The sequence below is a fragment of the Alloalcanivorax balearicus MACL04 genome (assembly GCF_025532145.1).
GTDB lineage: Bacteria > Pseudomonadota > Gammaproteobacteria > Pseudomonadales > Alcanivoracaceae > Alloalcanivorax > Alloalcanivorax balearicus.
The window spans coordinates 41,567-55,282 of the sequence record NZ_ARXS01000017.1 but is presented as its reverse complement, the minus strand read 5'-3'; the positions used below and the strand labels follow the sequence as shown (position 1 = coordinate 55,282).

The following is a 13,716-nucleotide window of genomic DNA, read 5'->3' as shown; positions in this document are numbered from 1 at the left end:
ATGCCGGTGGTGACCTTGCCAACAGGCGCTGATTCAGCCGGGCTGGTTGCCCGCGTAAGTCGTATATCGTCATCAGGCTCGGGAGCCTGCTTCGCAGGCATGCTGTGACGGTACTTTAAACCCCGGACCCAGGTCCGGGGTTTTTTTTGTTTATCGCACCCCGCCATGGTTTGACGGTGTATCGTATTACTGGCGGGTTGATAACGTCGGCATTCCGTACTTGACCCAATACAGGACCTTTGCCTGCCGTTCACTCTCATTCAGGTGCGAATTGGTGTCGCCTGCCTCCTGGATGAAGAGCTTCGCCGCCTTGACACTGGCACTGGGCCGCCCCTTTTTCACTGCTTTTTCAAAGTAGGACAGTGCCGTGTACGGTGCTTTGATGGCCGGCTCTCCTCCCACGGCGTAGTAAGTACCGATCTGCTGAAGGGCGAACGCATTGCCTTGTTGGGCGGCCCTTTGGAACCAGGGGAACGCCTCTTCCTGTTTCCCGTCAATGAGAAGGAGCTGGGCGAAGTTGGCCATGCCGGTGGCATCGCCGGCATCGGCGGATTTCCGGTACCAGGATTTGGCCTTGGAGCGGTCGCCCCAGCCATCGCGCTGGTAGAGCGTGCTGCCCAGATAATTCATCGCCCCGACGTGCCCGGCTTTGGCGGCTCTTTGGTAGGCGTTGACGGCCTTGTCGATATCCTTTGGCGTGCCTCTGCCGTACCGGTAGGCATGGCCTTGCTGGATCAGCGCGTAGAGACTGCCCGCCTCGGCGGCCTGGCCACTGAGCCTGAAGGCTTCGTCATAGCGGAAGGCTTCGGCATAGGCGCGGGCCAGTTCCGCCTGCAGGCGGCGGTGACCGGGGTGTTCGGCCAGTGCTTTTTCGCAGGCGGCAATCGCGGAGGCGATATCGATATCCTCACCCTCCACGGGAGAGATGCCCTTGACGCGATCCCAGTCGTCTTCATGGGTTGTCAGTTGATCACAGTGGGTGATGCCGATATTGGCCACGGGCTGATCCCTGGCGGCCGCCTGGTCGCTGCTGAACAGGCTGTCGAGAGAGAGATCGGGCATTTGATAACCCGCGCTGGCGCAACCGGCTAGTAACCAGGGTAGCAAGCCGGCGATAAGACGCCAGTGGGAGGCAATGCTTTTGGGGGCGAACGTGTGCATGGTTAGCCGCCTTTTTGGTTTTTTTATGGTAGCCGGCTAGGACTAATTACTGTAACCGACTTCGCACTTCCCAGCTGAATCCCTGGGCGTCCCTCCCGGGCAGGTGCCGGAGCCGCTTGGGCTCCCTCCGCCTCCCGAGCCTGACATGGCTCCCGCCGCGGTGCCTACTGCATTGGATACGCCGATCATGATGTCACTGAACGTGCTCCAGCGGGCGGCTTTGCGGGCCTCGGCTTCGGCCTCGGCACGGCCCTGGGCAATCCGCTTTTGACGCTCGGCGATCGCCTCCGATGGGGGCGCCGGTCTTTCGAGGTCGGAGGGCGCCAGGCCGAGTTGGCACTCCATCGCCTGGATAATCGACATTTCCACCACATTGGTTTCCCAGCCCTGCCGGTACACCGACTGGACTTGAGGCAGCAACGGCGTGCCGGGATCGGCGACCAGGGAGGCCATCTCGCTCAGCCATGCCATGTTGGCTTCGTATTGCCGGCGGCTGACTCGCAGAAGGGCAGCGGGGCCGCCGGCCCTGGCGGCCAGCGCCGCCATGTCCAGCTCATACTGGCCATTGGGCAGCCGGGTCATGCCGGCCTGTCTGGCCAGCTCGGGGGAAATGTGCGGAATGGTCGAGGTGACGCAACCGTCCCGCGAGGGGATTGCCTCGGCCAGGGCTGGGGAAATCCAGATCGTCAGGAACAGGGCCGAAGCGCTCATTGTCGCCCGGATCAGGGGGGATGGGGCATATCTACTGCTATTGCGGTCGTCCGGCTCCATGGGTAGCTCCCGCTCAGCGTGATGCGTTCCTCATTGTAGGACTGCCGGATTTCATATCGCAACGCCCGCCACTGTTAAAGATTCTCATAGCGGTTCAGGTCCAGCACCCCGGCCTGGGTCGGTTCATGTTCCAACAAATAGTCCCCGAGATCGTCGAAATAACGCCAGAATTCCGGGTGGGTACGGCGCACGCCGAAACGCTGAACCAGCCGTTCGAAGCCACTCTCATCGCCCGCCCGCTCCATGGCCCGCACAAAGTCTCCCAACTCGCCCTCACGCAGATGGAACATGAAATTCGGATAGCTGGCGAGAACGCCGGGGTAAATTGTCACCGTGTCCAATTCGGGCTGATAGCGCAGTGATTCGCCCATCATGAACGCCACGTTGCTGTGGGCACGGTTGCGCAGCAGTGTGTACACCGCCAGGTCACCGTCCTCGCCACGCACCTGCAGCAGGGACACTTCCGGCAGATGATCGATCACCGGCAGATCGTCGGCCCGCCGCGACGCCAGCACGCTCAGTGCCTGCTGCACGCGCTGTTCGAGACCGTTGGCGCCGGGCAGGGCGCAATGCTCGTCCTGGCAGCGGTTCAGCGGGTCCGGGCGGGCATTGAGATGGGCGAAACGGGTCAGCAGCTTACCGTCGAATTCCTGCTTGGGCGTGCTGGTGCCATAGTCAATGCCGGTGGGGGTGTCGGTATCGACGCTGGCGTAGCTGATGAACAACTTGAGTTTGCCGGTCTTCTGATACCAATCGTCCAGCACCGGCTTGCGCGCCGCCGCCGGCAGGTAACGCAGCATGTTCTGTTCGGCGCCGTTGCGGATCAGGTCGAAGTACAGGCGGGTCTGGGCCTGATGGGACACCGAGCCGAACACGTCGAAATTCACCACCAGGGCATAGTAAGTGCGCTCGAACAGCGGGTAATCCATGACCCAGGTGGTCAACGGCAGGTCGCCGATCAGGCCGCGGCGCACCGAGGCACTATCATGATGGCGGAAGATAGTCAGCAGCGCGTTGCCGTTGTCGCCATCGCCGTCCCAGAGCGTTTCCCAGGTGGGGCCGCCAGGGGTGTGCCGGGCGTAGGCCTGCTGACGTTCGCGCAGGTAGCGATTGCGTTTGTGCTTGTACTTGAGCCATTGCGGGCCCAGTGAAATCAGATCGTCGTGCTGGCCGGGCAGGCCCAGTAGCGGCGTCGCCTGACGTTGATAGTCGGCATCGTCCACATAAAGGTCATGGTCCGGATCCTGGAACACTGTCCAGAACTGGTCGCGGATCACATCGGTGGCGATTTGTCCCCGGCATACCGGACCACGAATAAAGGTGCGCACGAAGTACTCGGCGTCGTCCAGCATGATCTGGTAACGGGCGCGGGCGGGAATGGCCTGAAACGTCTCGAACGGATTGGCGCGGGCATCGGCGTCATAGTCGGGCAGCGCACCGGGCTCCCAGGGTGTATCGAAGAACAGCGTCTCCATGCGTTCGCGCTTGGCGTCGGTGAGCGCGTAGGTAATATGGGTCTTGTGGACGATGGTCTCGGTGATCGGCCGCAACCGGTACCAGGACGGTGCACCGGGATCACCGTTGGGGCGGCGGGTGGCCACCGGCTCGATGGGTTCCCCCGGCGGCGTGTATGAGCGAACCAGGGAAAAGAAGTGGCGCGGCCGGCTCTGGCGGCCATCGTCGAAGTAGAGGTGAGCCAGGAACAGGTGCTCGTAGACCCAGCGGGCGACCAGACGCTGGCGCGGATTTTCCCGGTTGAGCCAGCTTTCCCAGGCCCGGATCCGGCCTTGTTCTTCCAATGTCAGCTTCACCGGCGTGGCCTCCAGCGGCGCGCCCTGGGCCAGCCAGCCTGTCAGCAGATCGAATTCCCGCTCGCTCAATGGCGGCAGCCCCAGCGGCATGCCTTCCAGCGGATGCTCGCGGGCGTAGTCCGCCATGTCCTCCGGTGCCGGGCAAACGTTGGCGCGGCCCAATCCCAGTTGAATCTCTTCCGGCAGCTTGCTGTTCGGCTCGAAGCGGTGGTGCCGGCCCAGTACCAGCATCTGATAAAGCAAGCCTTCGTCCATGGTCTGGCGGCCTTCCAGTACCGAGAAGAAGCCGCGATTACGCCATTCGCCGGAACTGCTCGCGTCAATGAACAGACGGGACGGCGCTGCCGCCGAGGTGCGCTGGCCGTTATACACCGGCGTCTGGTTGGCGCCCCGGGCCAGCCCTTCCGGCGATTCCAGTTTCAATTGGCAAGGGGCGTCATAACAGCCGTGGCAGGCGATACAGCGCTGCTCCAGGACCGGTCTGACCTGCTGCTGAAAGGAAACCGGCTGTGCCGATCCGAAGGAGGAGGGCGCGGCCGCGCCGATGCCGATCAGAGGCACAAAAAAAGCCACGGCTCCCAACAGAGCCTTTTGCAATCTTGTCACCTGGGTTCCCTCCGGTCGTGATTCGGTCGTCGCTCACCGGCAGTCTAGCGGATCGGAATATTGTCTGACCACGATGGCGAAAACGTGAATCAGCGGCGGCCGGGCCGATCGGGCCGGTTGGCAGGCATAACCGGTGGCATCGGAATCGGCTTGAGCGCTTTCGGCAGGTAAAGCGGATGAGCGGGTTCCCCCGAGCCGTTCATGCGCAGACAGTGCAGGGCGTCGCCGAGGCGGTCGCGCACCTGGGCGGCGCGATTGCCATGACGGCCGTGATTGCCCCAGCCGGCCACCACCAGACTGGCGTCGCGGGACAGCTTGTTCAGCCACTGATCGTTGCGCGGGCCCACTGGATCGTCGGCGGCGAACAGGTCGCTCGGATAAGTGGCCCGATAGGCGAACAGGTTGGCCACACACAACGCTGAATAACCCCAATCCCGGGCGAAACCGATGCAGCGGCGAATGGTCGGGTCATCGCGGCGGTGATCGGCGGTGGACGGGTTCAGTGCCACCAGCAGCACATAGTCGTCGCCCTCGGCCCAGCGGCGCCAGAGGGCGTAGCGGTATTGGCGGCAGCGGGAAAAATGGGCGCTTCGTTGCATGGCGGTTGGCGGGGACTGATTTCCGGGCCGGCGATTATAGCGTCTGGAGTGAGCAATGCCGAATCGGCAAGTCTGCCATCCGCTGCTAAAAGCCGCTTTCCCGGACCGGACTACAAAGCCGTTGTAGGAGCTTGCCTGCAAGCGAATCTTTTCGGATCGAAAGCACAATTCGCTTGCAGGCAAGCTCCTACAGCGGCCTTGTAGAGACTAGTGTGGGAGTGGTCTTCTTCATGAAAGGAAGAACTGCGATGGGCGTCTCACCATCACTTTGACCTGATGGCCTTTGGGGTTCACCGTGAAACGGAACAGATGGTGTGCTTAAGGAGGACCTTATGAGCGAGCATGTATATAAAAAGCTGGAACTGGTCGGTTCATCCAAGGACAGCATCGAAGGCGCCATTCATAACGCCATCGCCGCCGCCGGCAAGAGCGTCAAGAACGTGGAATGGTTCGAAGTCCGGGAGACCCGCGGCCACGTGGAAAACGGCAAAGTCGCCCATTTCCAGGTGGTGGTGAAGGTGGGCTTTCGGGTTGATGTCTGAGCTGGCCTGAAGCACACGCCAACGGAACTATCCGTTGGCGTGTGTCGGCGTCAGAGGGCTTCCAGAGAGAGCGGCCGCTGACAAACGCGGGTGCGCTTGAGGATGTTGAGCTGCTTCGCGGTGAGGTCGTGCGGCAGCGCTACGGTGCTGTGTTCCTGGTGAATCCGGATGGCGCCGATCTGGCGGCTCGGCAGACCCGCTTCGTTGGCGATGGCGCCGACCAGATTCCCCGGCCGCACACCGTGGGCGTGGCCCACTTCCACCCGATAAACCTGCATGTCACCGTTGGCGTCGCCGTCGCTGCCGGAGGCACGGCGTCGATTGTTGGCCGGACGGCCTTCCTTGCGCGGGCCTTCCTTGCGCGGTGAGCTGGCGCGCGGCGGTTTGCCCACCGGGGCCGGCTTCAGAATCACCGGTTCCTTGGCCACCAGCAGCGCCGCCAGGCCCAGGGCCAGCTTTTCGTCGTCCAGATCCAGCTGTTCGCGCAGGGCGCTCAGCACCGTCTCCGCCTCTTCGCGGTGTTTGCTTTCCAGGCCCGCCACCAGCTGTTCCTGCAACTTGGCCAGACGCTTGCTGTTGAGCGCGTCGACGCTGGGCAGGTCCATGGATTCCAGGCTCTGGCCGGTGGCGCGCTCGATGGCGCGCAGCATGCCCCGCTCGCGGTGCGACACGAACAGGATCGCCTCGCCATTACGTCCGGCCCGGCCGGTGCGGCCGATTCGGTGCACATAGGCTTCGGTGTCGGCGGGCATGTCGTAGTTGATCACATGGCTGATACGCGGCACGTCCAGGCCACGGGCCACCACGTCGGTGGCGATCAGCAGATCGAAGCGGCCTTCACGCAGGCGGGCCACGGTTTTTTCCCGCTGCGCCTGGGGAATGTCGCCATTCAGGGCTTCCGCGCGCAGGCCACGGCGTTGCAATTGCTCGGCCAGTTCCAGGGTGGACTGCTTGGTGCGGGCGAAGACGATGACGCCATCGTGGGTCTCGCCCTCCAGGATACGGCACATGGCGTCCAGCTTGTTGAGGCCGGAGACCGGCCAGAAGCGCTGGCGGATGCCGCTCTTGGTGGTGGTGTCGTTTTCAATGCGAATCCACTTCGGCGACTTCAGATGACGCTCGGCCACGCGCCGGATCACGTTCGGCATGGTGGCGGAAAACAGCGCCAATTGCCGTTCGTCCGGGGTGTGTTCCAGGATCCATTCGACGTCGTCGATAAAACCCATGCGCAGCATTTCGTCGGCTTCGTCCAGCACCAGCGCTTGCAGGCGATCCAGGTTCAGACTGCCGCGCTGCATGTGGTCCATGATCCGGCCAGGGGTACCTACGACCACCTGGGCGCCGTCTCGCAACGCGCGCAATTGGGTGCGGTATTCGCTACCGCCATATACCGCCACGACCTTAACGCCGCGCAACTGGCGGGCGAAGGTTTCCATGGCGTCGGCCACTTGCAGGGCCAGTTCGCGAGTGGGGGCGATCACCAGCAGCTGTGGGCAACGCTGCTCCGGATCGATACGGGCGAGCAACGGCAGGCCGAAAGCGGCGGTCTTGCCGGTGCCGGTTTGTGCTTGGCCGAGCAAATCATCGCCGTCCAGCAGGACGGGGATGCTTCGCTCCTGGATCGGCGACGGGGTTTCAAAACCCAGTTTGCCGATGGCATCAAGAAGGGGCGCGGGCAAGCCCAAAGCGGCGAACCCGGAATCGCTATGCAACATGAAGGGGACCTTTCAGTGAAAAGGACGCAGGCCAGTATGGCGGGGGGCACGGACTATACGGTAAATAGCGGGAGAATGCATCTTTTTCTTTGTCGGCACGCCTGCAGGAGGAGGATCGCTCCCACAGCGGCTTTGTAAAACCCGTTGTGGGAGCTGCCCTGGCAGCGAGTAGCGTGTGGTTGGCCTTACAGCGGCAGCACCTCGAAAGTGCCCAGGTACTCCAGGCGGCGGCGTTCGGCCTGTTTGTGGCTGGTGTTCTGATCGCTGGCTTCCGCCTCCAGGAAGAAGCGGCCGGCGTGGGGCCAGTCGATCGCCACTTCGCCGTTATCGTCGCTGGTGACGGTCCAGTCTTGCTGGGCGTCGCGGTAGCGGGTGCCGGCGGGCAGCAGGTGGACTTCCAGGCCGGCGGCGGGCTGGCCGTCGACGACGAAGCGGAAGCGCGCGGTTTCACCGCTGTAGAGATCGTTCGGGTGGGTCACTGGCACCAGCTCCAGACCCTTGCCGGTGGGTTTCAGCGCGGCGGTGTCGGGTGCGCCGACGGAGGCGAAGGTCTCGATGCGGCTGACTGATTCCAGCAGGCGTACCTCGTCGGCGCCTTTCGGTACTTTCTTCAGCAGCGCCTTGGCATCCTCGCCGAACAGCCGCTTGCGCTCGCCATCCTGCTCGAAGAAGGCGAGGAAGAAATGGCCCGGCAGGGCAATGCGATAGCTGCCGGTTGCCGCCAGATTGACATCAAATACGCTGCGCCGGTGCATCTCCAGAAGATGATCGGTTTGCGCCGCCTTGCCATCGGGACCGGTGACTTGCAGGCGTTCCAGGGAGTAAGCGCGATCCGGGTAGAAGATGTCGTTGGAAACGCTGGCGTCAACGCTGATCCATTGCGCTTCGGAGACCACGGTGTGGGTCGGCAGCAGCCAGCGCTTGTGGGCCTGGGCGGCGGGGGAGAGCAGTAGCAACGCGGAGACCGCGGCGGCGGCCAGGGAAACGGGTTTCATGGTTTGGCTCCTGTCAATGCCGGTATTTAAAGGGAAAGAGCTAAGGAGTAAGGGTCAGAGTGACGTCATGCAGTTCTTCCGTGCCTTGGGCGCGGAGCTGTTGGGCGCTGGCGGGAGGCCATTGGAACGGAATCCGCACCACTTCGCGGCCGCCCACTTCGCGGGCGGCCTCCACCACCAGCTGGTAGTCGCCAGCGGGCAGTTCGGCCATCGCCGGCAGATCGGAAAAGTCCACGCTGTGCTTGCCCGGTGAACGGGTGGCGCCGGTGAGGCCGTCATAAGGGGCGCTTTGCGAGCGGCCGGTGCGGCGCCACCACTGGCGCAGGTCCTTGAGCCATTTTTCCTGGTCGTCGTACCAGAGTCCCAGTGGGGCGGCCACGGTGTTTTCCGGCGTCTCGATCCAGAACGCCACATAGGGCGCGTGGTATTCCGCCACCCGCAACCGTGGCACTTCCACTTCCACCTGGAACTGGGCGGCCTCGGCGGCGAAGGCCAGGGCGGACAGCATTACTATCGGGATCAAACGCATGACCATCTCCTAGTGCATGAAAAAGGCGATCAGCAACCACGGCAGCACCAGCCCCAGCGCCGTTACCGGCCAGGTGGCCGGGCGCCGGCGGGCGTGCAGGAACATCAGAGCCAGGCCGGTGAAGGCGAACAACAGGGTGGCGACGGCGAAAATATCGATGAACCAGCGCCATACGGTGCCGGTGTCGCGGCCTTTGTGCAGATCATTGAGAAAAGCAATCCAGCCCCGGTCGGTGTTTTCGTAAAGCACCTCGCCACTGCTTCGATCTATGGCCAGCCAGGCGTCACCACCGGCCCGGGGCATGGCCAGATACACCTCCTGGCCGGACCATTCCGCCTCGCGGCCGTCCACCCCGATGTCCAGGTCCTGACTCAGCCAATCCCGTAGTGATTGGGGCAGGGCGCCTTGATCCTGGCGGTTCAATGCGGCCAGCAGCGGTTCGGGCAGCGTCGCGGTCAGCTCTTCCACTTTCGGCTCGCCGTCGATCTGGGCGGCATGGTTGAGGGTGATGCCGGTGACGCTGAACAGCACCATGCACACCAGGCACAGCGCCGAACTGACCCAGTGCCATTGGTGAAGCTGCTTGAGCCAACGCGCTTTTGCTTTCTTGTCCAAGCCGGAGATCTTCCACTGCCTTGGGATTTGGGATGGAGGGTATGTTATTGCGAATGGTTCGCACTAACAATGAAAGGCACGGGTAAAGAATGTAAGCAGGGAACCTTGCGGCGAAATCAGGGACGAACCAGCCATTCCCTTTGTGAATGATAATTCTTATTCTTTACAAATGACTGCGATATCCCCCTGCCCGGCCCGTCTTTTGGTGATCGAGGACGACGCCGTGCTATGCACCCATTTACAGGACTTTCTGGCCTCCCGGCAGCACCAGGTAACGGTATGCCGCGACGGCCGGGCCGGCTTGCAACAAGCGCTGGACCAGCCGTTCGACCTGGTGTTGCTGGACATTCTGTTGCCCGGCATGAATGGCCTCGACTTGCTGGCGGAGCTGCGTCAGCGCAGCGGCGTGCCGGTGATCGTGCTGTCCGCCCTGGGCGACGAGCAGGATCGTATCAGCGGCCTGATGAAAGGGGCCGACGATTATTTGCCCAAGCCCTTCAGCTCCGCCGAGCTGGCGGTGCGGGTGGAAGCGGTATTACGGCGGGTGACGCTGGAGCGGCGTCAGAGTCAGGGCGTGGCGCCGGTGGGCGCTTTGGTCCTGCGCACCGAGGATGAAACCGCCTGGTACCGGGAGGCGGATCTGGGACTGACCACCACCGAGTTCCGCCTGCTGCAGGTGTTCCTGGAGCATCGTGATCAGGTGCTGAGCAAGGCTTTTCTGTATCAGGCGGTGTTGCATCGCGGCTATGGCCGTCATGATCGCAGCCTTGATCTGCACGTCAGCCATCTACGTCGCAAGCTGCGCGATGTCGGCATGGCGGAACAACCGCTGCGCACGGTCTGGGGCCAGGGCTACACCCTGGTGTCCGAGGCGCTGTAATGCCCGGCCGTCATTCCCTGTTCTGGCGCCTTGCCCTGGTGTTGTGTCTGAGCGCGGTGGTGATCGTGGCCTGCAGCCGCTGGGTGACGATCTGGGTGGCCAACCAGGTGGTGCTGCTCAGTGATCAGGCCAAGGTGGAAATGCTGGGCTACGCCCATGAGGCGGAAGCGGCCTGGCGGGCGGGTGGCGAGCAGGGCGTGGCCGCCTGGCTGGCGGAGCTCCACCAGCGGGTACCGGGGGAGGCCATGGTGGTGGACACTTCCGGACGTTCTTTGAGCGGCACCCCGCTCACCGACAGCCAGATCGCCGGCTTTCGCTTTCAGCGCGAGCTGGATTGGCGCATGAGCTTCCGCTACCGCGACATGCCGTTCATCGGCATGCCTTTTCCCGGCGCGCCGGACCAGGGCCGCCTGGTAATGCAGCTACCGCCGGAACACATGCCCGGCGGCGCCTGGCCGCTGCAACGCACTCTTATTCTGACCTTGCTGCCCGGCATCATGGCGCTGTTGGCGGTGATTCTGATCTATTGGCGCATCATGGTGCCGTTGCGGGCGCTGGAAGCCCAGGTGCACCGCTTCCGCGACGAGCCCGCGTCCCGGGTGGAAACCACCCTTACCGAACGGGGTGACGAATTCGGGGAACTGGGGCGCAGTTTCAACAGCATGGCGGAACGGGTGTCCGGTTTGCTGGCAAGCCAGCGGCAGCTCCTGCACGACATGTCTCACGAGCTGCGTACGCCTTTGAGCCGGTTGAACGTGGCGCTGGACAGCCCGCTGGACGAGCCGGCTCTGCGCCAGCGGGTCGCCGTGGAAGTGGACAAGATGCGCACATTGGTGGACGACACCCTGGCCCTGGTGTGGCACGACACCGAGCAGCACGACTCGGAAACCGGCCCGTTGTCGGTACGGGAAATCTGGGATCTGGTGGTGGACGATGCCGCCTTTGAAAGCGGCTGGGACCCGTTGCGGTTCCGTTGCCAGTTGCCCGAGCACGCCATGGTGCTCGGCAACCTCAATGACTTCGCCTTGACCCTGGAAAACCTGGTACGCAATGCCATCCGTCATTCTCCAGTGAACGGCGAAGTGGTGCTGCACGGGAACCGGGAAGGGCAATACTGGCACCTGTGGCTGGCGGACCAGGGTCCGGGGGTGCCGGAGGAACGGCTGGAGTCGATCTTCGCGCCGTTCGTACGGCTGGATCCGGCCCGCACCACCGACAGCGGCTTCGGGCTGGGGCTCAGTATCGCGCGCCGCGCGGTGATCCGGCAGGCCGGCGAGTTGTGGGCGGAGAATGGCCCCCCCGGTCTGCGAGTGCATGTGCGGCTGGCGGCGGCCGAGAATGTATAAAGTGTAATCCCGCCTTTTTCATTAAATAAGAATCTATATCATTCCTGTTCGCACTTTTACGTCCGGGATCGGGTCTTTGGACGCCATTGGGAAACTGCGGGAGTTCAGGAATGAAATTACGTTGTGCCTTGACCGGGGTGGTACTCGGCTTGGGGTCGGGGTCGGTTCTCGCCGATGACACCGTCAACCAGATCGAACGGGTCACGGTGACCGCCGCGGGACGCATCCAGCAGTTGGAGGACGCGCCGGCTTCGATCAGCGTTATTGATCGCGAACAACTGGAACAGCGCTTCTACAAGGACGCCACCGATGCGCTGCGGGATATCCCCGGTGTCATCGTTACCGGCGGCGGTTCCGGCGACAATGGCAACGACATCGTCATGCGCGGGATGCCGGCTCAATACACGCTGATCCTGGTGGACGGCAAACCGGTATCCTCCCGGGAAAGCCGCCCCAACGGCAGCGCCGGTTTCGAACAGGACTGGCTGCCGCCGCTGCAGGCCATCGAGCGGATTGAAGTAGTACGCGGTCCCATGTCCACGCTGTACGGCTCCGACGCCATTGGCGGCGTGATCAACATCATCACCCGCAAGGTCGCCGAGGAGTGGGGCGGCGGCATGCAGTTGGATACCATTATTCAGGACGACGTTCGTTCCGGTGATCAGCAACAGGCGAACTTTTTCCTCAATGGCCCGGTGAAGAAAGACCTGTTGGGTTTGCAGTTGTACGGCAAGTTCAGCAACCGCGATGAAGACCAATTCGTGGATGGCTTCGAGGACAAGAGTCTGCGCAGCCTGACCGCGCGTCTGGCCTATACGCCCAGTACGGATCACGACTTCATTCTGGAAGCCGGGGAAACCCGCCAGCGGCGCCGGCAAACCGTCGGTGAAACCGTTGATGCGGACCCCACCGCCTGTCGTGGTAACCCCTGTACGGATAGCGATGACGAGACTCGCCGTGAAGTTTTGTCCCTGACCCACACGGGCCGCTGGGCAGTCGGTACCTCGGACAGTTATGTACAGCGTGAGGAAACGGAAAACGAAAGCCGTGAGATCACCATCACCAACACCATGGCGAAGAGCAGCCTGTTGATGCCATTGGGGGATCACCTGCTGACCGTGGGGGCGGACTTCGAGAAAGAAGAGCTGCACGACAAGACCACCAATCAGATTTCTGATCGTACCCGCGTGGACGGTTCCAAATGGGGCTTGTTCGTGGAAAACGAATGGATGCTGCCGCACAACGTAACGCTGACCGGCGGTGTGCGTCTGGACGATGACGAAAACTACGGCAGTCACGTCAGCCCCCGTCTATACGCGGTATGGGGTTTCGCGCCGCGCTGGACCGTGAAAGGGGGTGTTTCCACGGGTTATCGTTCCCCCAACTTGCGGGAAATTACTCCGAACTGGGGGCAGACCAGCCGTGGTGGTGACATCTATGGCAACCCGGATCTGGAACCGGAGACCTCGCTCAACAAGGAACTGGGGCTGTACTTCAACGCCGGCCGGATTCTTACCGCCAGCGTCACCGTGTTTCATAATGACTTCGAGGACAAAATTACTCGCGTGGCTTGCCCCGCCAGCCGGTGTCCTGATGGCCCGAACGACTTTGGCTCCGACCCGACCTATCGCATCAACGTGGATGAAGCCGTGACCAAAGGGGTGGAAGCCACCCTGGCCACCACCCTGTGGCGCCAGCTGGATCTGACTTTCAGTTACACGTACACCGACTCCGAGCAAAAGTCCGGCGAATACAAAGGGCAGCCGCTGACCCAGATTCCGGAACATCTGGCGTCCCTGCGGGCGGACTGGCGCGCCACCGATCGGGTATCGCCCTGGGCGTCGGTGCATTATCGTGGCAAGGAAAGTCAGCCGGTGAGCACGCCCTCAAGCAGCGACATTATCGCGCCGTCGAATACGCTGATGGACGCTGGTGTGGCATTCCGTCTGTCACCGCAGACCACGCTGAACGCCGGTATCTACAACCTCACCGACAAAGAAATCTTTCAGGATGAATACGGCTACGTGGAAGATGGCCGCCGCTACTGGCTGGGCATGAGAGTGACGTTCTGACCTAAGGCGCACGTCTGAAGGTGGAACCAAAAACAAAAGGACCGGCACTCGCCGGTCCTTTTGGGTTATGGACG

12 protein-coding genes are annotated in these 13,716 nt (G+C 62.6%); 4 read left to right on the top strand and 8 right to left on the bottom strand.

Annotated elements, in window-relative coordinates; translation table 11 throughout:
• Positions 1-186 precede the first annotated feature (186 nt).
• From MA04_RS14485 to MA04_RS14470, 4 genes are all read right to left on the bottom strand, one after another.
• On the bottom strand, positions 187-1,161 hold the full coding sequence (locus tag MA04_RS14485) for a tetratricopeptide repeat protein (protein ID WP_163126613.1): 975 nt from the start codon (positions 1,159-1,161) through the stop codon (positions 187-189).
• Positions 1,162-1,203: 42 nt separating this feature from the next.
• Positions 1,204-1,872 carry a hypothetical protein gene (locus tag MA04_RS14480; protein ID WP_145912288.1) on the bottom strand — a complete coding sequence of 223 codons (669 nt, stop codon included), beginning with the start codon at positions 1,870-1,872 and terminating at the stop codon, positions 1,204-1,206.
• A gap of 134 nt (positions 1,873-2,006) precedes the next feature.
• Positions 2,007-4,349, bottom strand: a complete 2,343-nt coding sequence (locus MA04_RS14475) for a fatty acid cis/trans isomerase (protein WP_262461183.1) — start codon at positions 4,347-4,349, stop codon at positions 2,007-2,009.
• Between the two features lie 89 nt (positions 4,350-4,438).
• Positions 4,439-4,948, bottom strand: a complete 510-nt coding sequence (locus tag MA04_RS14470; RefSeq protein ID WP_262461181.1) for a DUF1643 domain-containing protein — start codon at positions 4,946-4,948, stop codon at positions 4,439-4,441.
• A 332-nt stretch (positions 4,949-5,280) separates the two neighbouring features.
• Between MA04_RS14470 and MA04_RS14465 the strand changes: the two genes are divergently transcribed.
• Complete coding sequence (locus MA04_RS14465; RefSeq protein ID WP_014993836.1) at positions 5,281-5,490, top strand: dodecin; 210 nt, start codon at positions 5,281-5,283, stop codon at positions 5,488-5,490.
• A gap of 50 nt (positions 5,491-5,540) precedes the next feature.
• Here the strand turns inward: MA04_RS14465 and MA04_RS14460 are convergent, their stop codons facing one another.
• The 4 genes from MA04_RS14460 to MA04_RS14445 all read right to left on the bottom strand — a co-directional run bounded on the left by MA04_RS14460 (position 5,541) and on the right by MA04_RS14445 (position 9,344).
• The gene (locus tag MA04_RS14460; protein WP_262461180.1) at positions 5,541-7,205 is read right to left on the bottom strand and encodes a DEAD/DEAH box helicase; all 1,665 of its coding nucleotides are present in this window, start codon (positions 7,203-7,205) and stop codon (positions 5,541-5,543) included.
• A gap of 185 nt (positions 7,206-7,390) precedes the next feature.
• Positions 7,391-8,200 carry a DUF4198 domain-containing protein gene (locus tag MA04_RS14455; protein ID WP_262461178.1) on the bottom strand — a complete coding sequence of 270 codons (810 nt, stop codon included), beginning with the start codon at positions 8,198-8,200 and terminating at the stop codon, positions 7,391-7,393.
• 40 nt (positions 8,201-8,240) lie between these two features.
• On the bottom strand, positions 8,241-8,729 hold the full coding sequence (locus MA04_RS14450) for a DUF2271 domain-containing protein (protein ID WP_262461176.1): 489 nt from the start codon (positions 8,727-8,729) through the stop codon (positions 8,241-8,243).
• Between the two features lie 9 nt (positions 8,730-8,738).
• On the bottom strand, positions 8,739-9,344 hold the full coding sequence (locus tag MA04_RS14445; RefSeq protein WP_262461174.1) for a PepSY-associated TM helix domain-containing protein: 606 nt from the start codon (positions 9,342-9,344) through the stop codon (positions 8,739-8,741).
• Between the two features lie 169 nt (positions 9,345-9,513).
• On the opposite strand from MA04_RS14445, the gene MA04_RS14440 reads away from it, so the two are divergent.
• From MA04_RS14440 to MA04_RS14430, 3 genes are all read left to right on the top strand, one after another.
• The gene (locus MA04_RS14440) at positions 9,514-10,224 is read left to right on the top strand and encodes a response regulator transcription factor (protein WP_262461172.1); all 711 of its coding nucleotides are present in this window, start codon (positions 9,514-9,516) and stop codon (positions 10,222-10,224) included.
• Positions 10,224-11,570, top strand: a complete 1,347-nt coding sequence (locus tag MA04_RS14435) for a sensor histidine kinase (protein WP_262461170.1) — start codon at positions 10,224-10,226, stop codon at positions 11,568-11,570. The genes MA04_RS14440 and MA04_RS14435 overlap by 1 nt, the downstream gene beginning before the upstream one ends.
• A gap of 110 nt (positions 11,571-11,680) precedes the next feature.
• Positions 11,681-13,642 (top strand): ligand-gated channel protein, encoded by a 1,962-nt coding sequence (locus MA04_RS14430; RefSeq protein WP_262461168.1) that lies wholly within the window; start codon positions 11,681-11,683, stop codon positions 13,640-13,642.
• Positions 13,643-13,716: the final 74 nt, after the last annotated feature.

Bases quoted from the DNA above. Each gene is read 5' to 3' on its own strand.
- MA04_RS14485 (WP_163126613.1), bottom strand. From the start codon at position 1,161: ATGCACACGTTCGCCCCCAAAAGCATTGCCTCCCACTGGCGTCTTATC.
- MA04_RS14480 (WP_145912288.1), bottom strand. From the start codon at position 1,872: ATGAGCGCTTCGGCCCTGTTCCTGACGATCTGGATTTCCCCAGCCCTG.
- MA04_RS14470 (WP_262461181.1), bottom strand. From the start codon at position 4,948: ATGCAACGAAGCGCCCATTTTTCCCGCTGCCGCCAATACCGCTACGCC.
- MA04_RS14465 (WP_014993836.1), top strand. From the start codon at position 5,281: ATGAGCGAGCATGTATATAAAAAGCTGGAACTGGTCGGTTCATCCAAG.
- MA04_RS14460 (WP_262461180.1), bottom strand. From the start codon at position 7,205: ATGTTGCATAGCGATTCCGGGTTCGCCGCTTTGGGCTTGCCCGCGCCC.
- MA04_RS14455 (WP_262461178.1), bottom strand. From the start codon at position 8,200: ATGAAACCCGTTTCCCTGGCCGCCGCCGCGGTCTCCGCGTTGCTACTG.
- MA04_RS14450 (WP_262461176.1), bottom strand. From the start codon at position 8,729: ATGCGTTTGATCCCGATAGTAATGCTGTCCGCCCTGGCCTTCGCCGCC.
- MA04_RS14440 (WP_262461172.1), top strand. From the start codon at position 9,514: ATGACTGCGATATCCCCCTGCCCGGCCCGTCTTTTGGTGATCGAGGAC.
- MA04_RS14435 (WP_262461170.1), top strand. From the start codon at position 10,224: ATGCCCGGCCGTCATTCCCTGTTCTGGCGCCTTGCCCTGGTGTTGTGT.
- MA04_RS14430 (WP_262461168.1), top strand. From the start codon at position 11,681: ATGAAATTACGTTGTGCCTTGACCGGGGTGGTACTCGGCTTGGGGTCG.